General features: G+C 70.3%; 11 protein-coding genes, 2 pseudogenes and 1 CRISPR repeat array. Of the genes and pseudogenes, 7 read left to right on the top strand and 6 right to left on the bottom strand.

The annotated features are described in order from the left end of the window. Positions 1–212: 212 nt before the first annotated feature. Both ACIQ87_RS08660 and ACIQ87_RS08655 read left to right on the top strand, forming a co-directional pair. On the top strand, positions 213–1,142 hold the full coding sequence (locus ACIQ87_RS08660) for a hypothetical protein (protein WP_402403553.1): 930 nt from the start codon (positions 213–215) through the stop codon (positions 1,140–1,142). Then, on the top strand, positions 1,139–3,064 hold the full coding sequence (locus tag ACIQ87_RS08655; protein ID WP_402403550.1) for a DNA/RNA helicase domain-containing protein: 1,926 nt from the start codon (positions 1,139–1,141) through the stop codon (positions 3,062–3,064). Before ACIQ87_RS08660 ends, ACIQ87_RS08655 begins: the two co-directional genes overlap by 4 nt. A 196-nt stretch (positions 3,065–3,260) precedes the next feature. On the opposite strand, the pseudogene ACIQ87_RS08650 reads toward ACIQ87_RS08655, so the two are convergent. The 6 genes and pseudogenes from ACIQ87_RS08650 to ACIQ87_RS08625 form a co-directional block, all read right to left on the bottom strand. Beyond that, positions 3,261–4,542 (bottom strand): annotated as a pseudogene (locus tag ACIQ87_RS08650) (family 1 glycosylhydrolase). 534 nt (positions 4,543–5,076) lie between these two features. After that, a CRISPR array of direct repeats spans positions 5,077–5,916; the repeat unit is 37 nt; unit sequence GCTGCGATGGTGCCGCACCGGGATGGTGCGGAGCGAC. 216 nt (positions 5,917–6,132) lie between these two features. Next, entirely contained in the window at positions 6,133–7,242 is a 1,110-nt protein-coding gene (locus ACIQ87_RS08645) for a hypothetical protein (RefSeq protein WP_402403547.1), read from the bottom strand. A gap of 2 nt (positions 7,243–7,244) precedes the next feature. Continuing rightward, a complete protein-coding gene (gene cas3u / locus ACIQ87_RS08640) occupies positions 7,245–10,325 on the bottom strand; it encodes a type I-U CRISPR-associated helicase/endonuclease Cas3 (protein WP_402403544.1) in 3,081 nt (1,026 codons plus the stop codon). Beyond that, positions 10,322–11,794 carry a type I-U CRISPR-associated protein Csb2 gene (csb2, locus tag ACIQ87_RS08635; protein WP_402403542.1) on the bottom strand — a complete coding sequence of 491 codons (1,473 nt, stop codon included), beginning with the start codon at positions 11,792–11,794 and terminating at the stop codon, positions 10,322–10,324. The genes cas3u and csb2 overlap by 4 nt, the downstream gene beginning before the upstream one ends. Positions 11,795–11,800: 6 nt before the next feature. After that, complete coding sequence (gene cas7u / locus ACIQ87_RS08630; protein WP_402403539.1) at positions 11,801–13,027, bottom strand: type I-U CRISPR-associated RAMP protein Csb1/Cas7u; 1,227 nt, start codon at positions 13,025–13,027, stop codon at positions 11,801–11,803. A gap of 1,955 nt (positions 13,028–14,982) precedes the next feature. Then, positions 14,983–15,707, bottom strand: a pseudogene (locus ACIQ87_RS08625) (DNA-methyltransferase). Positions 15,708–16,283: 576 nt separating this feature from the next. Between ACIQ87_RS08625 and ACIQ87_RS08620 the strand changes: the two are divergent. The 5 genes from ACIQ87_RS08620 (at position 16,284) to ACIQ87_RS08600 (ending at position 21,605) form a co-directional block, all read left to right on the top strand. Next, positions 16,284–17,471 carry a C40 family peptidase gene (locus tag ACIQ87_RS08620; RefSeq protein ID WP_402403536.1) on the top strand — a complete coding sequence of 396 codons (1,188 nt, stop codon included), beginning with the start codon at positions 16,284–16,286 and terminating at the stop codon, positions 17,469–17,471. Between the two features lie 78 nt (positions 17,472–17,549). Then, positions 17,550–17,858, top strand: coding sequence for a DUF6112 family protein (locus ACIQ87_RS08615; protein ID WP_063346628.1), 309 nt, complete (start codon positions 17,550–17,552; stop codon positions 17,856–17,858). A gap of 50 nt (positions 17,859–17,908) precedes the next feature. Continuing rightward, on the top strand, positions 17,909–18,553 hold the full coding sequence (locus tag ACIQ87_RS08610; RefSeq protein ID WP_402403533.1) for a hypothetical protein: 645 nt from the start codon (positions 17,909–17,911) through the stop codon (positions 18,551–18,553). A gap of 16 nt (positions 18,554–18,569) precedes the next feature. Further along, entirely contained in the window at positions 18,570–19,979 is a 1,410-nt protein-coding gene (locus tag ACIQ87_RS08605; protein WP_402403531.1) for an ATP-binding protein, read from the top strand. Positions 19,980–20,135: 156 nt separating this feature from the next. Then, positions 20,136–21,605: an SCO6880 family protein gene (locus ACIQ87_RS08600; RefSeq protein ID WP_402403528.1), complete on the top strand. Its 1,470-nt coding sequence runs from the start codon at positions 20,136–20,138 to the stop codon at positions 21,603–21,605. Positions 21,606–21,636: the final 31 nt, after the last annotated feature.

Genomic DNA, 21,636 nt, shown 5'->3' with positions numbered 1-21,636 from the left:
CCAACCTCGGATACAGTCGCTACGCAGGTGGCGTGGCGTCAGTGATGGCCGGCCCTCCTCCCGGCGGCCCCCAGAACCGTCGACTGTCGGTGGCGTGGTGTAGATGTTGGGGGTCTCAGCAGCCCCCGCTGCGTACCCGGGCACACCCGGCAGCCCGGCAGGGGTGCATCACAGAACTCCTTTCCGGAGTCGCATCGTGAAGGAGGCCAGCAGTGCCCACTGCCCTGGTCTACGTGCCGGCGCCCTCGCAGGCCAACCTGAAGATCGGGATTCAGCGCTCCCTGTGGGGCTGGCGCGCCGAGACCGTCACCCGAGGCCGCACCGACGAGGTTCTGGCCAGCCTCACCACAGGGGACTTCCTGCTGCTGGGCCACCGCGGCCCCAACGCCCGGGTCGCGCCCGGCGGATGGGCCGAGGCCTCGCTGAAGCAGGTGGTGGTTGCCCGGATCGCCGGTGACACGTTCGTCGACACCGCGCCGGTCTGGCCCGACGACGCCTACCCGCACCGCATCCGGCTGGATGTCCTCGACATCCGTGCGGACGTCGACGGCTCGTTGCTCGGCGAGCAGGCCATGGAGGCCCTGCGCCTGTCGGCCAACAAGCAGGGCGCACCCGTCCTGCAGGACCTGACCGTGATCGACAACGTCATCAGCGCCCCGGCCCCGGAGGACGACCCCGACACAGGCGAGTCGGGCGAGGGCACGCCGGACCGGTTCCTCGACATCGACGGCGAACTGGACCAGCGCTCCCTGACGTTGGTCCGCCGCGAGCGACAGCGGCTGCGGCGGACCAAGTTCGGGACCGGTGAACGCATCACTTGTGCACTGTGCGGTACCTCGCTGCCCAGCCGCGTCGTGCACACCGCGCACATCAAGCGGCGCCGCGACTGCGACATCTACGAGCGCCGTCACCTGGCCAACGTGATGGGCGCCTGTGTGCTGGGCTGCGACACGCTGTTCGAGCATGGCTACCTGTACGTCTCGGAGCAGGGACTCGTAACCCCGACGACGACTGCCCTCGACGATCCGGGCCTACAGCCCGCGCTCACCGCGCTCAGCGGACGGCACTGCACGGAGTTCACCGAGGAGAGCCGGCCCTACTTCGCCTGGCACCGCACGAACATCGCATTGGTGGCGGAATGACCGCCGCCAGCGGGCAGGTACCCGCAACCAGCAGCTGGGGCGGCACGATGGACTCTGCCACCGGCCCCTGGGTGTGGGCCGGCCGGGTCGCGGACCTGGCCGACCTCGTCCAGCAGCCGTCATTCGTCGAGACCTGCGTGCGCCGCTCCGAGGCCCACGGCCGCCGCACGGTCGGCAAGTCCGAGCAACGCAGCTGGGAACGCAGCTGGCCGTACCTCGCCAACGCGCTCGTCCGCGCCGGACTGGGCCAGCTGCAGATCTACCTCGAGTACACGACTCCGGGCGGCGCCAACCGCTTCGACGCGCTACTCCTCGGCCGCACCAAGGAGGGCGTCCCGGCGCTCGTCGTCGTGGAGCTGAAGCAATGGACCCAGTTCACCGTCCTCTCCAGCACGCAGGTGAAGCTCCTGGACGGGGACGAGCCCACTCATCCGGTCGTCCAGGTCGCCGGCTACACCGCCTTCCTCCAGCAATGGTTCACGGAGGGTGACACCGGGGTCGAGGTACGCGGCCTGGTCTACCTACACAACGCGACCACCGCACAGGCCCAGCCGCTGCGGCAGCACCACAACACCGGCTCCTGGAGCGGCATCCCGGTGCTGTGCCGCGACGACCTGGCGCCGGACATCGATGGACGCGAACTGGCACAGCGTCTCCTGGCAGCCGACCTGGCCGCACCCGACGACGAGCGCGTGCGGGACTTCCAGAACATGCGCTGGACACCGTCGCACTTCCTGCTGGAAAGCGTCGGCGAGCTGCTGCTCTCACCCCGGTCCCCCATCAAGCTGATCGGCGACCAGCAGGACGCGCTCCTGGACATCCAGGGGCTCGTCAGCACCGCGAAAGCCCGAGGGACACGGTTGGTGGTAGCCGTCACGGGCGGCCCGGGGAGCGGCAAGACCATCATCGCGTCCCGGCTGATGGGGCACTACCTGCGCAACGATGCCCTCCTGCAGCCACGCTACGTCAGCCCGTCCGGCACACTGGTCGCCCAGCTACGCGAGGCCACCTCCTCCATCCGCGGCGCCCGGGACCTGTTCATGCTGCCTGGCGATGTCCCGGCCGCCGCCATGAAGGGGTCCCGGATCACCATCCTGGACGAGGCGCAACGCCTGCGTCGGCCGACCGACGGACGCGGGCTGGTCCAGCAGATCGTCGACCGCGTCCCCATCGTGATCATGTTCCTGGACGAACGGCAGATCATCTCTCCCAATGAGGGCATCACGCTAGAGGAGATCGAGGAACTGGCCGCCGCCAGCGGGGCGGACTTCAGGCGACACAGCCTGTCCGGCTGCTTCCGCACCAACTCCTCGGCCACCTACATGGGTTGGGTCACCGACCTGCTCTACGGCACCCCGACCCAGTGGGACAGCACGGACTACGACCTGCGGCTGAGCGTAAACCCCGAAGAACTCCAGGCATGGATCGACCACCACACGGCCCAGGGGCAACGCGCCCGCACCGCAGCCGGCTTCTGCTGGCCCTGGGCCCGCAACACCTCCCACCTCCTCCCCGAGGTCGCCATCCCCTGGACGGACGCCGACGGCACCGACCATCTCTGGAAGGCACCTTGGAACGCCTTCCAGGAGATCCCCGCAGCCGCCGCACCGCACCGCAACTTCTGGGCCACCGCCTTCGGCGGCCACCGGCAAGTCGGCTGCATTTACACCGCCCAGGGCCTGGAGTACTCCTACAGCGGGGTCATCATCGGCCCCGACCTCGTACGCCGCGACGGCACCTGGCAACCGCGTCCCCACCACAGCCACGACCGAGCCATGCGAAACGTGCACCCCGACGACTACCTGCCCCTGGCGCTGAACATCTACCACGTCCTACTCACCCGCGGGATCCACGCCACCCGGCTCTACTCCACCGACCCCGAAACCCAAGCCTTCCTCGACACCCTCATCACGCAGCCGTAAGTGCCTCTCACACTCACCATTGCGTGGATGTCGCGCTCCCGTCACTGGCCATGCGCATCAGGCCGTCGAACAGGCTGCCATTAACGGGAGACCGTAACTACCATTCACGGCCTTCCTCAAATCTTCTCTCTTGCAATGAAGTTACCGGCCCCTACTTCGCGTTCCGCGCCCGGTGGGCAGCAATGAGGTCTCGATATCAGGCGCACGAGGCCTTCTGGGTTCGCCGCTGCGCCTCGAAGTCGACGTGAACGAGGCCAAACCTCTGACGGAACAGCCCCTCAGCCCATTCGAAGTTGTCGAGGAGGGACCAGGTGTAGTAGCCGCGGATGTCGATGCCCTCGGCGGCGGCGCGGGCGAGGGCGTCGAGGTGGGCGGACATGAAGTCGATGCGGGGCTGGTCGGGGTCGGTGGACTCCTCGACGGAGCAGCCGTTCTCGGTGATGGTGATGGGCGGGAGGGCCTTGCCGTACAACTCGCGGAGGTTGAGGAGGAGTTGGGTGAGGGCTTCGGGGACGACGGGCCAGCCGAAGGCGGTGTGGGGGCGTCGGGGATGTCGACGAGGTCGAAGGGGAGGCCGGGGGTGGGTGGGGGCAACGACGCGGGTGGGGTTGTAGAAGTTGAGGCCGAGGCCGTCGAGGCCGGGGGTGTGGATGAGGTCGGTGTCGCCAGGGCGGACGCGCGCCGAAGATGTCGTCGGGGACGCCTAGGGCGGAGAGGTCGGGGTAGCGGCCGAGGAGGACGGGGTCGGTGAACAGGCGGTTGTGGAGGGTGCCGTAGGCCGCGGCGGCGAGGTCGGCGGGTGAGGGGGAAGCCGGCTGGACCGAGGTGAGGTTGTTGGAGATCACCGCCTCCAGGGCGTGGCCAAGGAGCTGGTGGTGGGCGGCGGGGAGCGCCTCGAACATCAGGGTGCGGCCGGAGGCGTGGGCGCCCAGGGCGTAGCCGAAGACGGTGTGGACGAAGGGCTCGTTGAGGGTGATCCAGGCAGGCACGCGGTCGCCGAGGCGGTCGGCCATGACGGCGGCGTACTCGGCGAAGCGGGACGCGGTGTCGCGGTCGAGCCAGCCGCCACCGTCCTCCAGGCCCTGCGGGAGGTCCCAGTGGAAGAGGGTGGGCAGCGGGGCGATGCCGGCCGCCAGCAGGGCGTCCACCAGGCGGTCATAGAAGGCGAGTCCGACGGCGTTCACGGGCCCGCTTCCGGTGGGCAGGACGCGGGGCCAGGAGACGGAGAAGCGGTAGCCGTCCAGCCCAAGGCCCTTCATCAACTCGATGTCCTCGGGGTACCGGTGGTAGTGGTCACAGGCCACCGCTCCCGTGTGCACGTCGCGGACAGCGCCGGGGCGGGCGCAGAAGACATCCGAGACGGAGCGGCCGCGACCGCCCTCGTCGACGGCACCCTCGATCTGGTAGGCGGCGGCACCCAGCGGAACCCCGCCGGCGAGTTGAAGCGGTCCTGCATGACAGCCTCTTGACAGATACATGAGGGAAAGTCAAGTTACCGGCACCGTAACGGAACACCAGAGGACGGTCCACCACGTCCGGAGACCCCATAACTCTGTCCCAGGACCCACTTGGCCCCCAGGGCGATGGTGACCGACGTGTGGTCCCCGACAAGTCCCCACCGATTCCCCTTCCACTGCGACCCTCAGCCACCCTTGGTGGGTAGCCGCGGACAGAGGAGTGGAACTCGGGATACCCATCCGCAGGTCGTGCTCGCCGATCTCGTAATGGTGCTGCACGGGGATGATGCGGAGCGGCAGGTACGCGGCAAGAACCTTCGATGCCAGGCCCTTGTAGCTGCGATGTGCCGCACCGGGGTGGTGCGGGGGTACCCGTGGTCGCGATATCGAGAGCGAGGCTGGCGGGGACGCTGCGGTTGTGCCGCACCGAAGTGGCGCGGAGCAACTTCCACCTGGCCTCCGGTTGCCCCGGTGACCTCCATTCCGTGATGATGCCGCCCCGGGATAGTGCAGAGCGAAGTCCTGGGCCTGCTTGACGGCGTTGATGCGCAGGTAACTGCGATGGTGCCGCATCGGAATGGTGCGGAGGCGCCTGTCCTCCTCTCGGTCGGATCGGGCCAGGTAGGGGATCCTGCGATGGAGCCGCACGGAAGTGGTGCGGAGGAACAGCCGCTTGAGCGTCGAGGCGACCGTGGTCTTCGGGCTGCGATGGTGCCACACCGGGACGGTGCGGAGCGACGCCGGCCGTCCTGCTCGGCGGTGGTCAGCAATTTGCTGCGATGGTGCCGCACGGGGGTGGTGCGGAGTGACTCCGGTGGAGGTCGCGGGAAGGCAGGCCCAGGACCGCGCTGCGATGGCGCCGCATCGGGAACGTGCGGAGCGACGTCGGGTCCTTGAGCATGTCGGTCGGCACAATCACGCTGCGATGGTGCCGCACCGGGACGGTGCGGAGTGACTGGTCGCCTCGGTGGTGACCTCCATGTCCGGGAGGAAGCTGCGATGGTGCCGCACTGGGATGGTGCGGAGCGACTCCGGTACGACGACGACTGGATCTACACCGTCGAGGGGCTGCGATGGTGCCGCACCGGGATGGTGCGGAGCGACGATGCCGGTCGAACGCTCGGTCTCCGTCAGGGTCGTGCTGCGATGGTGCCGCACCGGGATGGTGCGGAGCGACCCGCCGGTGAGGCTCAGCTGGGCCGGGGCCTGCGGGCTGCGATGGTGCCGCACCGGGATGGTGCGGAGCGACTGGCGAACATCGTCGCCCTGAACGCGATGACCGAGGCGCTGCGATGGTGCCGCACCGGGATGGTGCGGAGCGACGCGATCAGGACGGCCGAGACGACCGTCCGGCCGGTGCTGCGATGGTGCCGCACCGGGATGGTGCGGAGCGACGGCGGTTGAGCTGCTGGTCTGGTGGTCCGGTGGGTTGGCTGCCGCGCATACGTGGGTGTCATTTGGGGGTGATTCGGACTTCTCGCTTCGGTGCGATGCGGTGTTCTCGTGTGTGCTTGTGGTTCCGAAGTCGTGTCCGGCTGGGGCAGCTTTCTTGGTGTTGGCGCTGTGGAGTTGTCAAGGAGCGGGTGTTAAAGGGGTGGCCGGGGGTTGGGGTCAGGGCCAGAGGTGGCGGCTGGCGGCGAGGGGGCCGTTGGATTGTTTGAGGCCGGTTCGGGGTGCAGTGTAGAGGGCGGTGACGCCGAGGTTGGTCAGCATGCCGGCGTTGCGGGTGGTGCCGGGTTCGGTGGCGCGGACGGCGGGGTGTTCGAGGAGGACGGTCACGTCGGTGGTGGTGAGTGGGGGTGTCCAGGCGGGCCAGCGTAGGGCTCCGCGGCTGTCGGTGGTGTCCCAGCTGGTGGCGGCTTGGGTGCGGCCGGTGGCGGTGAGGCGGAAGGTGGCGAGGGCGTGGAGGGCGAGCCAGGTGGGGCCGGGGGCTCCGCGTTGGTAGGGCTTGCCTTCGGAGTTGGTGTGGGCGTCGCCGAGGGAGCGGTGGTCGAAGTTCGCGGAGGCGTAGTCGGGGATGCGGCGCCAGCCGTCCAGGGCGGAGCGGATCTGCCGCGGGTCTTTGTGGCAGCCGAGGACGGCTTTCTGCATCAGGCCGGTGATGGTCATCTGGCCGGCGGCGGCGATCAGCGGGGTGACGGGGGTGCGGCGCACCGTGGCGGAGCCCGGTCCTTCCTCTGGTTCCGGGTCGTTCTTGCCGGTCTTGGGTTTGGTGTCTTCGAAGCACATGACGTTGGTCAGGGAGGCGAACCAGCGGGCGTGGCGGTCGCCCGTTTCGCGTTCGGCTTGGGCGAGTTCGCGCAGCGTCTGGTGCGCGGTGTCGATGCGCATGCGCAGGGCTTCGTTGGGGGCGGTGGGGTCCTCGCGTGGTCGGGTCAGGAGTCCGGGGACGTGCGGGAAGGAGTCCCAGACTTCCCCCTCGGTGTCGGCTGTGTCGGCGTCCTCGCCTTCCCCGTCCTCCGTTTCGGCGGCGTCTGCGGGGTCCCCGGTTGTGCGGGCCGTCTTGGCGGGCTTGGGCGGGAGGTGGCTGGTGAGGAGTTCGGTGAGGGTGTCGAGGGTGAGGGGTTGGTCGGTGGTGAGGACGGCTGCGCCGGCCGGGCCCTTCCAGTGGAGGTACGGCTCGGTGGGCAGGGTGGCGGTGGTGAGTTCGAGAACCCCGAGGGCGGCGAGGAAGCCGAGCGGGTCGTCGGAGCGCAGGGCGGGGAGTTCGAGCTGGTGCATGGTCAGCTGCCTTTTTCGGAGCAGGCGATGTCGGCGAGGCGCAGGACCGTTTCGAGGAGGGCCAGGCCCCAGAAGCCGTAGCGCCGGTTGAGGTCACGGAAGCGGCGTGGGCCGATCCAGTCGGTGCCGATCACGGTGCTGGAGACGGTGACGGTGGTGGTGTCGGGCATGGTGCACTCGACGAGGACCGGTTCGGGGTCGGCGAAGGCGGGCAGCATCGGGCGGGCGTAGCCGTGGTGGGCGGCGACGAGGTGGGTGACGAGGTCGTGGTCGAGGCCCCGGGCGGTGGTGGGGTCGGTGGCGAGCCAGGTGTGGACGGCGGCGGCGCTGAGGGCTTCATGCCGCAGGTCCTTGGACCAGTTGGCCAGGCGGGCCGCGCGTCGGCGGGCGGTGCGGGCGGCGGGGTCCATGCCGGACTTGGCGAGGGGTTCGGGCAGGGATTCGGCGAGCAGGCGGTCACCGGAGCAGAGCATGCACTGGAACCGCGGGTGGTGCTTTCCGCAGTCGTGAGCCTGGGCCGCCAGCACGATGGCGTCGACCAGGTCGTCGGGCAGTCCGACGGCGCGGGCGTAGTCGCGGGCGCGTTCGCCGACGGCCTCATGGTGGCGTTTGAGGGTGACGGTGCGGGTGAGGCTGCTGCTGTCCGGGTCCTCGTCGTCGACGGCGATCCGGTAGCGGCCGGCGTCGGTGATCCGGGGTGGGACGAGGACGATCCGGCCCGGACCGCCGTGGTCGATCAGCACCACCCCGGCCGCAGCTGCTCGTCCGGTGCGCCACTCGGCGACCTGCAGCAGGGTCTCCAGGCGCCGGCGCAGCGCCGGGGTGTGCCGGGAGGGGCCGTCGGCCGGGGTGTCGGTGGGCAGGGCGGTGAGCAGGCTGGTGATCGCGGCGCGGACCGCGTCGGTCGTGCTCACGGCGTCCGGGTCGTCGGGGTCCGCGGTGACGTCGGTGAGGACCTGCTTGATGATCGGGGTGAACTGCTCGGGGGCTGTGCCGGTGGTGCTGGCCAGGACGGCCGGGTCCAGGCGTAGCGGGGTGCGGGTGTTGTCGGTGGGGTGGTCGCCGAGGTCGGGGACGGGGGTGTCGGGGTCGGCGGTCCAGCCGTAGGTGTCGTGGCCGCCGGCGGTGGTGGGCAGGACGAGGGTGGCTCCGGGCCTCAGGTCCCCGGTACTGCGCGGGGTGGTCCAGGTTCCGTCGGTCTCGCGTTGGAGGACGATGGTGCGCAGGCGGGTGGGTGGGTTGCGGGGTTCGGGGGTGGTGTCGGCGTCGGCTCCTTCGAGGTCGCTGGTGTCGGGGGTCGCGCGGGGTTGGGTGAGGAAGCGGCGGACGGTGGCGAGGGGTAGGGCGAGGGTTTCGGCGGTGTGGACGGGGGTGGTGCGGATGTGTTCGGCGAGGGTCTCGGGGTCGGTGGTGTCGGTGGGGAGGTCGGCGCGCCACAGGAGTTGGACTTCGGGCTGGCCGGTGTCGAGGCCGTGGAGGAAGGGGGCGGGGGATTCGTCGGGGACGGGGATGGGACTAGTGCGGGCGAAGGCGCCCAGCCGCACCTCGTGGACCGGGGGGATGTGTTCGCCGGCGCGGGTGAGCGGTGCGGTGTCGGTGCCGTCGAGGAGGCCGGGCAGGGTGGCGGGGTTGAGGACCAGGCCGTCCAGGAGGTGGGGGGTCAGCTCGGCGGCATCCTGGGTGTCGTGGGTGGAGGCCTTTCCGGTGAGCCACTGCCAGGTGTGGGCTGCGGCCGGGCCGTAGACGGGGATGCGGTCGGGGTCCTCGGGGTTGTGGGTGCGGACGAGGATCGCGGGCACGGGGCCGAGTTCGCCGCGGCGGTCGAGGCGCCCGAGACGCTGCAAGGCGGAGGCCCAGTCGCCGCATTCGCTGACCATCGCCCCGAAGGTGCAGTCGATCCCCACTTCGAGGGTCTGGGTGCTGACCACGACGAGGGGGCGTTCACGGTCCCGGCTGACACCGTCGAGGAGTTCGGCCAGCGGGCCGGTGACGAGCAGGTCGCGCTCCGCGGGCCGACAGCGGCCGGTCAGCAGAAGCACGTCCACGTCGGTGCGCCGGGCCAGCACTTCGTGGGCGGCGCGGGCGTGGGCGATGGTGTTGGCGATCACCGCGACCGCGGGCAGCCGCAGGACGGGCAGGACGGCGTCCAGGCCGGTCTCGGCCGCCAGGGCGAACGCCTCCGCGGGCTTCTTCGACCAGGCGCCGGCGTCGAGCAGCGTCACGTGGCGCTCGGCCGCGATCCGCCGCCCGGCGATCGGGTGGTCGCGGTCGTCTTGACTGATGCCCAGGCGGGGACGGCCGCCGGTGGCGCTGGTCGCTGACAGGCTCACCACCCGAAGCGCCCGCGCCGCCAACTCCCCTCGCACCGCCGTCTGCTGATAGAGCACGGTGTCGGCGGCGGTCGCGAGCAGGGCCTTCGACAGGTGCGCCTCGTCCAGCGCGAGCAGGGCGTCGTGCCCGGTCAGAGCGGCGTCGATCGGAGCCCGCTGCGGGGAGGTGTGGTAGCCGCGGAACAGCAGACGGCTGCCGTACTGGTCCACCGTCGCCGTCACCACCAGCGGCTGGGCCGGGCTACGCACCCAGTTCGCCTCCCACCGGGCGCCGCCGCGCATCCGCACCACCTCCAACGGCAACTCGCCGCCGCCGAGGTCGCGCAGCGCGGCGGCGACCTTCGCCCGCACCGAGCCGGCAGGCGCCTCGGCGAGGGCCTCGGCCAGCTCGATGGAGTGCTGGTGGGCCTGGTCGACCACGAGACGCCGGTCGACGCAGAAGAACAACCGCAGCGGCACCTTCCGGTGCTCGCGGCCCAGCCCGCGAGCGTGTTCCCAGGCCAAGAGGAAGAGCCAGATGTCGATGAACGTTGTCTTCCCCAGCGCGGTGGGAACGTCGAGGTCGGGCCAGTCCGCGCCGGCCGCCACAGCGGCCAGGCAGGCGTTCTGCCAGGGGAACGGCGCCCAGCCCTCACACCCGTCGCACACCGCGGTCACGGTCCCGTCGGGGCAGTGGGTGTGGTGGTGGACCTCCCGGAAGAACGCCGGAAACTCGCCCGCATCGATCACCGGCAGCCGCTCGGTGCCCGTCACTGGTCGTCCTCCTGAAAGTCGGGCTCCGGGCGGCACAGGCCCAGGCCGAAGTTCTTCTTGCTGCCCAGCACCACCGGCCCCGACACCGGCACCGGGAAGGTCAGACGCACGTGGCAGCTCGGCAGCGGCCGCTCCCCGTCCTTGCGGCGCACCGGAAACCGGTCCGCGTCTCGCACGCCGGGGGCGAGGCCAGCGCGCGGGCTCACCCGCATCCGCGTGGGTTCGGGCAGCCCGGCCGCGATGCAGCTGGCCGCGACCGAGTCCGCCCACGCGGCTTCCTCGTTTCTCTTGGGGAAGCGGTCGAGGACCATCGGCAGCACCGTGGTCCACACCGCCGACGGCCCCTGCCAGGCCCACGGCTGAACGGTCACCGGCCACGAGTCCTGGTCGGCCGGACTGACCCGCACCAGGTCCAACGGCTCCCCGTCCGCCAACCAGATCCGGCGCAGGCCCCCGTCGTGGCGGAGGAGAGCGGCGAGCAGCGCCTTGCGGTCCTGCGTCGGCATCTCGCGGGGCAGGGCGATGCCCAGGCCGCGCAGCATCCCGTCGGCGTGCTGGTGGCCGGCGAAGGGCAGCGCGACGTAAGAGACCGGGCGCGGGTCGTCCGGGTTGTTCTTGTGGCCGTGGACCGTGGTCATCGCCTCGACATCGTGGCCCATCGCCTCCAGGGTGCTCATCACCGCGCCCCGCAGCCGGCCGGTCAACTCCAGCGTCCACCGCGGGTCCAGTGTCACACCAGGGGCGAACGAGAACGTCAGCAAGTCGCCGAACGGCCCCTCCACGACCGGCGTTTCGGACGGGTCAGTGTGATCGGGGTCGAGGTAGTGGTGGGTGACCGACTGGCTCCAGGCCGGCCGCTGCTCTTCGAACGCCTCCTCAAGCCAGGCCAGGTACCCGCGGTAGGGGATCCGGATCGGCTGCGAGCCCTTCGGATGCTCCCCGTCGGCGGCAGGCCTCCAGCGCCGCCGCCACCCATCCTCGTCACCGGGCTCGTCGGGGCCGCACCACGCATCCAGCAGCCCGGTGCCGGTCGAGCGCCCGAAGTACGGCACCCGCACGGCCAGTTCCTTCAGCACCGGGGCGAGCTCCTCTCCCGGCTCGGCGGCCCAGCTGAACACCATCCGCGTACCGGACAGCGTCTTTTGCGCCCACGCCCGGGGGACGCCGCCGGCGGTGCGTCCCGGCAGCAGGCCGTGGGTCACCTTTCCCGGGTCCACGATGTTGGTCACCACCCACGCCGCGCGCGGGTGGTCCGCCTCCATCGGCCTGGCCCGCACCGTGACCACCGGTGGCTCCTGCGCCTCCAGCCAGGTCAGCGCCATCCGGTGCGCGGCATCGTCGAGGTCGGCGTGCGCGACCAGCGCGCAGAACAGGCGGGCCGGGTGGGGCGGCCACTCCGCGCGCTCGCCGTCCATAGAGGTTGCCTGGTAGAGCGGCTCCAGCAGCTCCACCGAGATGTGGAAAGGCATGACGCTCTACTCGCCTTCCGCCTCGCCGATGCCCTCCAGGCGGAAGGAGCGCTCGATCGCCTGCTGTACCTGCGCGTTCGGCCGCAGCCGCACCGGCTCCTTCGACCACTTGAGGCCCGCCTCCTCGGCCCGCGAGCGCGCGAACTCGAACAGCTCCAGCGCCTCGGCGGCCGTGTCCAGCTCCAGCGGATCCGTCACCGCCACGCCCTCGCGCCCGCGGCCGACCCACTCGATCCGCTCCGAGACCAGCAGCAGGTCGCAGCCCGAGCGCAGCCGCACCGCCGGCGCCGCGAACGCCAGCCGGTCCCCCAGCAGCGCCAGCGCCCCCAGCAAGGCCCTTCCCGCCCGCACGTACTCCTTCGGCGCGTCACCGAAGCGCAGCGCCCTCAGGCCCGCCATGGCCAGCGTCGCTTTCCGCTCGATCGCCCGCACCGTCACCCCGCCCATGCCCTCGACCGGCGGGATCATCCCGTGCCCGACCGCCGACGCCTTGAGCGTCTTCCCCTTGCCCTTCTTCCCCGTGCCCTCCACCGGCCTCCAGCCGTCGGCGGTCAGCTCCACCTGGTCGCCGGGGAAGTTCCACTTGTCGAACCGCCCCGCCGCCCGCTTCCCGGCCAGCGGGTCCAGGCCCACCAGCTCCGAGGTGTAGGTGCGCGGCACCTTCAACTGCACACGGCGCTTGCGGTGCGAATCCCACAACCCGTACACCAGGTCCGACGGCGCCGACTCCAGGAAGGCCCGCACATCCCCGGTCCCAGCATCGCGAAGCGCCCGGCCCGCGTCCGTGTCGTCGAACTTCACCCCGGACTCGTCCAACGCGTCCCGGAAGTAAGCGTCTCGGGAGCGATGCGGCGCGTCCAGATTCGTCATCCGAAGCACCCGGCCCTCCGCGGTCACGTGCAGCGCCAGATGTGGCACCACCGCGTCCCCCAGGTCGACGGCCTCCAACAGGGCCGTCTCACAGCGGTTCGCCTGCGACTGCCGCTGATCCAGCAGCACCACCTGGACCGTTTTCCCGCCTACCCACCGGTCCTCGAACAACTGGCCCGGACCGTCGACCTCCTTCTCCTTCCCCGTCGCCGGGTCCTTGACCGTCTGCTTGACCTTCACGGTCGGCGGCGCCACCGGCGCCCCCACGCCGGCCACCGGCTCGTACCGGGCCGTGACCCTGATCGCACCGTCCGCCGACAGCCCGCTCGCCGCCTCGGCCAGCCGCTCGTACAACGCCTCCATGAAACCCTCCTTGGTAAGAGACCTCTCGGACAGGTCGCATCGAAGCAGCCTCCACCGACAGTCCTCACCCATTTGAGTGAATAATCGTCAGTTTCCATTTACAACGCGGCAAGTTGGCGACAAGATCCGCCCCTACCTTGAGTCGCATATGTCCTTGAATAAGCCTTGCCTAGGACCCTTCTCCGGCCTTCCTCGCTGCGGCCATCAAGCTCACTCTCGGATGTGCGCACCCATCAACGGAACTTCAAGCAGCTCACTTGGGTCGCCGCGAAGGGGCACCTTCTCGGACACGGCATAGCACCCTCATTGCGTAGCCGACGCAACCTCCGCGCTCCCGGCAGACGATGCCCGAGGTCCACTCGGTTCCCAGCTCGAAACTTCGCAGTCCGTCGTCGGCGCCGCAGGGTACGGGCAGTTCGCACCGACCACTGCGACACCGAACGACTCAACAGTGCCGCCGCCATCAACTGGCGCGGAGAGGAGCCACGTCGGGGCTTGGTCCACGCCCCTCCAGGTCACCCTTCAATAGTGCCGAAGACTCGCCTTCCGGTCGGCCTTCGGAGACGTCCGACTATAGCTGCCACAAACGGGTGAGCGTCCCCAAGATGTCTCACCATCACCAGTTCGAGCTAATTGCTGCCAGAATGGATCGTCTACGGACCAGCTCTCTGCGGGCCTCACCGATGGCTTCTAGCCTTTCGATGCCCATGTTCCCAACCTGTTCAAAACCACTCCATGTCACGAAGATGACTCAGGCGAAGAGGCCACCACTCAACCTTTCGTCAGACAGTCCTGTACTTTCTCTTCTACTGCCCGACAGCACCCCCTTCTCCCAGCACACAGTCCGACTCGGGATCAACTGGTCCCGGGCATCGCGGAAGAAGAGGAGCGCATGATGGGACGCGGCAGGTTCGGAAAGTGGCTTCGGCGAAACGCTGGCGTCATCGCAGCACTGGCAGCTGTGGCGGGGGTGGTCGTCACAACACTCAAGTAGCGCCCGAAGGCTAGAAAGGAGTGACCCCAGGCGCAACGAAGGCCCCGGCCATTCTCGCTGGCCGGGGCCTTCGCCCATACACACAGCCATGGCCGTTGTACGGCAGCACGGTACCGCACGCTGGCCAACATGGCTTGGATACGAGCCAAAGGGACAGAAGCAAGGAGGGCTACGTCGTTCCTCCTCTGGATGGGCCACGCTGCACGATCGCGCGAAGTGGCAAGGGCGGCCGATGCAGAAGTGTTCCGGCAGGATGCCGATGGCCGAGATGTCGAGCATCGAGGTTCGGCAGTGACTCAAGATCAGCAGGACCTACAACAGCGGGCCGAGGGGACGATAGTGGCGATGCCGAGGGTACGGCTCGTGGCGTCGAAGCACGTGACGGGGCCGTGGCACCAGGGACGGATCGAAACGTTGGGACTGAACGAGGCCGGCGTGCCAATGGTCTCCGAGTTCAAGCGCCGGCGGGATACCCGGGCGACCACCCAAGTGGCTTCCCACCTAGTCTGGTTGCCGACGCACCGGCACTAGTTCGAGACGCTGGCACGTAGACGCCTGGGCCCCAATGCGGCGAGGGCGGTCGCCTGCCCGCGGCTTCGATGGATGTGCTTCCCGGACGATTTCCCTCGCCGTGATCGGGCTGCCGACTCGCTTTGCCAGCGGGATGTGGCATCGGTTGTGTTCCGACCGTCACCGTCGGACCAGGCGTTCCTGGTGTGCCTGCGACTGGATCCGGGCTCCGCAGACTTGGGTGGGCCTCACCTGCGGCGTCCGCGTATCAGGCATCTGGAGAAGGGAAGAGCTGGAGATGCCAATCGTGTCGTCGGCGGACGTGGAGAAGGCAGTTCCGTTCATCCGGCGGGCGATCGAAGAGTCCCGGAGGCGGGGAAGAGCCACTGAAGTCTGGTGCTCCGGGCGTTCTTTCGTCTTCGACCGCACGCCCTGGTGATGGTTCTCATGCTCACGCCTCCGGCCCTGCGAGGACGAAGTCATCCTGGGTCAACCTGGCGCGCAGGCATCGTTCGGCGATGTCGGAGTAGTGCGGGCTGGCTTCGATTCCGAGGAAACGTCGGCCTTCGCGCAGGGCGGCGACGCCGATCGAGCCGTTGCCGGTGAAGGGGTCGAGGACAGTGCCGCCTTCGGGGCAGACTGGACGAGCTGCTGCATGATCTCCAGCGGTTTCTGAGTGGCGTGGTCCTGGTCCTTGCCGGGCTGGGTGGTGGTGAAGTGGCCGGGTAGGTAGAGGTCACAGTTGTTGTCGAGGGAGCCTTTGACCCCCCAGGTGATGAAGTCGGCGGACTGCTCGAAGCCGCCCTTGCGGGGCTGGCTGACGGGCTTGATCCAGGCGATGGTGCCTTGCCAGGCCCAGCCGGCCGCCCGGAGCGCGTCGCTGATGTCGGGCTTTTCCCGCCAGTCGGAGAAGATCATCATCGCGACCGAGTGCTCGGTGCTTGCCCGGTATGCCTCGGCCAGTACTTCGGTAAGCCAGGAGAACGGGTCGCGGTCTTCGTCGGGGAAGGTCTTACCGTCGTGGACGCCGCTGCTGGTGCCGAGCTTTCCGCAGGCGTAGCGGCCGATGCGCTCGTTGCTGCTGTACAGCGGGTCGGTGATGACGGCGTTGACGGACTCGTCCAGGAGGGTCTTCATTACGGTGAGGGCGTCGCCTCGGTGCGGCTGGTAGCTCACGGGTCTTCCTTCCGCATGGTACTTGGGCCCGCTCCGGGCGGCTCCCGGCGGCAGCCGCCCGGAGCGGGGATGCCCAGGACGGTAGCCGCGATCGGCGGCCGTACCTAATGAGCGCGACGGGGTGCAGGGCTCGACCGAGGGGTCGTTTGGTGCGGCCGACTTTCGCGTCTACTGTCTCGCCATGCCAACCGGGCAGCAGGCCAAAGGGCCCTGGCCCGGTGCGTGTTGATCCGTTCTGCCCAGTGCAGGCGTGGCCCACGTGCGGACGGCATCCCCTTCCCCCTGAGTTCCGAGGAGCGTCGTTGTGTTCCGGCTGAGATTACGAGCGCGGCTGGCTGCCGCGCGTGACCCGAAACCGGCGTCCTGGAGCTACCAACTCCCCTGAGCCGGGCCCGTCCTTAGCGAGGGCGGTTTCACCACCGGCGCGGTGCCGGCGACTTCTTCGCACGAGAGGCCGGCACCGCGTTCTCCTACGCGTCCCCGAGGAGCCGCTGCGATGCAGCATGCCCTGGCACACTCATGCCCTCATCCGCCTCCGCTGCCCGTCCAGCCGCTGCCCGGTGGCCGGGGGCCGTCGTGAAGAAGACGGTCGGCGCGCTCGTCGGCGTCGTCGCCGCCGGTCCGCTGGTGCTGGCCCTGCCGGTTGCCATCGTCGGCGCGGGCAACGCCTCGGCCACCACGGCCAGCTCCTGTCCATCCGGCGGAAATCCACAGGGTGTGGAGTCCTCGGCAGTGGCGGCGCAGGTTGAGGCGATCCTCAAGGGCTCCAGTCCGCTGTCGGCTCCGGCCGTCGCCGGGCTGAGCAAGCCCGGCGAGCAGATCCCCAACGCCCGGACGATCCAGGCCACCGGCGTCGCGATGCACATCCCCGTTCGCGGGCAGGTCGTCGCCCTGGCAACGGCGCTGCAGGAGAGCGAACTTCGCAACATCAACGGCGGTGACCGGGACTCGCTGGGGCTGTTTCAGCAGCGACCCTCGCAGGGCTGGGGCACGCCGGAGCAGATCATGCAGCCGGTGTACGCCTCGACGAAGTTCTACGAGGCGCTGCAGAAGGTGAACGGCTGGGAGTCGATGACCGTCACCCAGGCCGCCCAGGCGGTGCAGCGCTCCGGTTTCCCCGACGCCTACGCCAAGTGGCAGCCCTTGGCGGAAGCGCTCCAGAAGGCCCTCGCGCTGCTGCTCGCTCCTGCCTCCGGTACCTCGCCCACGCCGAACCCGACGCCGGCACCGGCACCGGCACCGACGGCCGGCGCGAGCGCTAGCCCGACTGCGGGCGGCGGCTGCGGGACGCCCACGGCGGGCGGCGACGGCAGCGACTTCGGCACGATCCCGGCCGGCTCGCTGCCAGGCGGCTACACGATCCCGGCCGATGCGCCGCAGCCGGTGCAGACCGCGATCCGGTGGGCGCTCGGCCAGTTGGGCACCGCCTACCAGTGGGGCGGCACCTGCGCGAACTCGCACGGTGCGGACCCGATGGGCAGGTGTGACTGCTCCTCGCTGATGCAGATGGCCTACCGGTCGGCCGGTGTCTCGCTGGAGCGGACCACGTACGACCAGGTCAAGCAGGGCAGCGCCGCTTCGGCGGACTCGCTCAAGCCGGGCGACCTGTTGTTCACCAGGGGCACTGCCGCCGTGCCGGAGCACGTGGGCATGTTCATCGGCAGCGGGCTGATCGTGCACGCGCCGAAGACCGGCGACGTGGTCAAGATCTCGACCCTGGCCTCGTGGCGGCCGGAGATCCTCGCGGTCCGCCGGGTCGTCTGACCCGCTTCTTCTCCTCCCCCTCCCCTCCCCCCTTCTTTGGGCTGCCTTCGCGCGCCCTGAACCGCTCTGGAGCTTCCCTTGTATCTCGCGGACGCAGTCGTACAGCTCGCCTACGACCCCGGCATCACCCCCAACGAGGGTGGACTGCCTGGCCTTTCGGTCCTCAAGCAGGTGATGGGCAGCCTGAACCTGTTCGGGATCATCGCGGTCGTCGGCGCCCTGGCTGTGAGCGCCGGGGTGTGGGCCTGGGGCCACCACTCGGGCGGTCATCAGGCCGAGGCCAACGGGAAGAAGGGCGTCCTCGTCTCGGCCGGCGCGGCGCTGCTGCTCGGCGCGGCCAACGGGGTTGTCTCCTTCTTCTCGACGCTCGGAAGCCAGGTCAAGTAATGCAGAAACGTTCCTCCATTTCCAGCCCTCGAACAGGGGGGTCCGGCGGCATGCTGGTGCGCCGCCGGGCGCTGCTGGGCTCGCTGGTCCTGGTGGTGCTCGTCGCCTTCGCCGGCGTGCTGGCCTACGTCACCCGAGACGGACGCGAGACCACCAGCCCCACTGCGGCATCCGCGAGTTCGGCGGGACCCTCCGCACCGGCGGCCTCGCCGACGCCGGACGGGCACCCGAAGGAGCTGCCGGGTCCGCCCTCGACGCACGATCCGATCGCGTTCGCGAAGGCGGCGGCGGTGGCGCTGTGGTCGTACGACACCCGCTCGTCCTCGCAGCCGGAGCTGGTGGCCTCCCTCCACCGGTGGCTGACCAGCGAGGGGCAGTTCGTCGACGCCGACTCGGTCGACCGCCTGGTGCCCTCCCCGGTGCTGTGGGGGCGGATGGCCGACTCCGGGCAGTTCGCCACCGCGACCGCGGACGAGGCGCACTTCCCGGACCGGTTCGCCAAGGCGTTGCAGGCCGATCCGGGGGCGATCACGCAGGCGTACGTCTACGCCGTGACCGTCTCCGGGAAGCAGTCGATCGCCTGGAACGGCTCCCCGGCCGGTGGTGCCGAGGACCGCTCGGCCACCCTCGCCGTCCAGTGCCGTCCCGACCGCCCGTGTGCCCTCGCCGGTGTGCTGCCGACCGTGGCGCCCTGACCTCCGGGAGTTCCTCGTGGATATCTGCAACCTCCCGATGGTCGCCCAGGTCTGCAACGTCGTCGACGGCATCAACTTCGTCAGCGACCCGGGCAAGTCGATCACCGACGGCATCGGCGCGTGGATCGCCAAGTCGATGGGTGAGCTGGCGGCCAGCGCCGTCGACCTGTGCGCGAAGGCGGTCGACGAGACCACGGCCATCGACCTGTCGGCGCCCTGGTTCAGGGACAACTACGCCTTGATCCTGCCGATAGGGCTGATCCTGACCGTGGGCACCTTCTGCGCGCAGCTGATCCTGGCCGCCTGGCGGCGCGACGAGCGGGCGCTGGCCAAGGCCGCCTGGGGCACCATGACCGGTGTCCTGTTCGCCTTCGCCGCCATCTCGTTCACGGCTGTGGCCGTGACGACCGTCGACGCCTTGTCGGCCGGGTTGTTCCAAGCCGCGCACACCAGCGTCGCCGACGCGGTCAGGCGCATGATCAAGGTGTCGCAGTTCGGCGCCATGTTCCCGCTCGGCTGGGCGATCCCGGCCCTGGTCGCGGTCGGCAGCGCGATCGGGGCGTTCCTCTACTGGGGCGTGATGGTCGCCCGCAAGGTCGGTGTACTGATCCTGGTGGCGCTCGCGGCATTCGCGGGTGCCGGCGGCGGCTGGGAGGTCGCCCAGCGGTGGCGGCGCGGCTGGATCGAGGCCACCGCCACCCTGATCGTCTCTAAACTGCTGATGACGGTGGTCTTCCTCGTCGGCGTCTCCGCGCTGGGCAAGACGGACGCCAAGGACGGTATGGCCGCCCTGTCCGATGCCCTGGCCGGTGTCGTGATCATGGTCATGGTGCTGCTGTGTCCGTACGCCGTCTACAAGTTCGTCCACTGGGCGACGGACGGCAGCGGCCACGACGACACGCACCGCACCGGCATGGCCGGCATGGCGGTCGCGGCCGGGGCGGCGAAGACCGCCAGCTCCCTGGCCATGCAAATGGGCACCGGCGTCCCGGCACCGCAGGGCCCGGCCCAGGTCCCGGGCGTGGGCGGTGGCGGTGCCGCCTCCGGCATCGACCCGACCGGCCAGATCAGCAAGGAGGGGATCGACGCCGGCCCCGCGCAGCAGCCGACGAAGTTCCGCTTCGGCGAGGACACGAACGCCGGCGGCGACCGCGGACGCGCCCTGGTCACCCGGCCCGGCATCCCGGCCCTGATCACCCGGGCCTCGCCCAGCAGCAGCGGTGAGCAGCCGGCATCCAGCGGCGGCCAGGACGGCGTCGCGGCCCAGCCCTCCGCACCGTCAGTACCCGGCGTCTCGACGACCCCCGCAGGCCCCGGCGCCCCGGCACCTCCCGCACCGGCGGGCGCAGGACCGGCCCCGGGCGGAGCACCGGCTCCGGAACCTGCCCGGTTCGTCTACCCCGGTCCCACCCGGTCCGGTTCCTGACCGGCACCCCCATGTCCTGGGGCGGGCGGCAGCCCCCGCCGCCCGCCCCGGGCCCACCACTCGATCTCGGACCCTCGAAGGAGTCTCTGCGATGACGTCCAGAAGAGTGCCGCGTCCCCGCCCGCCGCCCGCACGCTCACCCCGTATGGAACCCCGATGTCCTCCTCGACGCCCGACGCCACCCCTGCGTCCGTCAAGTTCCCCCACCGCAGCCGCCGAGGCGTGCTGCTCGGCCTGAGCGCCGCGCAGCTGATCACCTGCTCCGCCACCGGCCTGCTGCTGCTCGCTGTGCTCGTCACCTGGGGCGTCACCGGCGCCCTGCAGCTCGTACCCCTGTGGGCGGGTGTCGCCGCCCTGGTGTTCATCCGCTACCGGGGCCGCACCCTCGCCGACTGGGCGCCCGTCGCCGCCCGCTACGGCCTGCGGCGCCTGCGCGGACAGCTGGTCTGGCTCACCCGGCCCTCCTCCCGCCCGGTGCGCGAGGGCCTGCTCCACCTGCCCGGCAGCGCAGCCAGTCTGCGCGTGGTCACCGCGCCCGATGGCCGCTACGGCGCCGTCCACGACCCGCACGCCGGCACCCTCACCGCGATCGTCAAGGTCTCCTCCCGCGCGTACGCGCTGCTCGACCCCGGCACCCAGGATGCCAACGTCACCGGCTGGGGGCGCGCGCTCGCGGCGCTTGCCCGCACCGGCCAGGTCGCCCGCATCCAGGTGATCGAGCGCACCGTGCCGGACACCGGTGACGCGCTTCGCCGGTACTGGGAGGAGCACGGCCGCCCCGACGCTCCGCTGGCCGGTGAGCTGTACGGGGAGCTGATCCGCGGCGCAGGTCCGGCCGCCGCCCCGCACGAGGCGTACGTCGCCATCGCCCTGGACTTCAAGAGCGCGCGCCGGCTGATCAACCAGGCCGGAGGCGGCCTGACCGGCGGCTTCGCGGTCCTGGCCCAGCTCACCTCCGCGTTCGAGCAGTCCGCGCGCACCGCCGGTCTCACCCCGGCCGGCTGGCTGTCCGCGGGCGAGATCGCCGCCGTCGCCCGCACCGCCTACGACCCGAAGTCCCGTGCCGCGCTGGACCGCTGGTCCGAGGACGGGCGCCCATCCGCCGACCCGGCCGCCGCCGGACCGGTGGTCGTGGTGGAGAAGGCCGACCACATCTCGACCGACTCCGCCCACCACACCACGTACTGGGTGGAGAACTGGCCCAGGACGCAGGTCAACCCCGGGTTCCTGCACCAGGTCATGTTCGCCTCCGGCGTGCGCCGCACCGTCTCCCTCTCCTACGAGCCGCAGGACCTCGACTCCGCGCTGCGCGACGTGCGCCGCAAGAAGGCCAGCGTGATCGCGGATTCCGCCGAGCGCGCCCGCAAGGGCCAGGTCTCCAGCGAGGCCGACTCCGTGGAGTACCAGGACATCCAGGACCGCGAACGGCAGCTGATCGCCGGGCACGCCGATGTCGCGCTCACCGGACTGCTGACCGTCTCCGCGGATACCGAGGACGAACTGCGCTCCGCCTGCGCCGTGGTGGAGACCGCCGCTGTCGGCGCCCAGCTCGACCTGCGCCCGCTCACCTGGCAGCAGGCCGAGGCGTTCACCGCCTCCGCGCTGCCGTTCGCCCTCGCCGCCTGATGCCGGCCCTCCCGTCTTCCGAAAGAGCACC

The organism is Kitasatospora sp. NPDC096204, from assembly GCF_044763205.1.
Taxonomy (GTDB): domain Bacteria; phylum Actinomycetota; class Actinomycetes; order Streptomycetales; family Streptomycetaceae; genus Kitasatospora.
The sequence above is the reverse complement of the archived record's forward strand: the minus strand, read 5'-3'. Positions and strand labels throughout refer to the sequence as shown.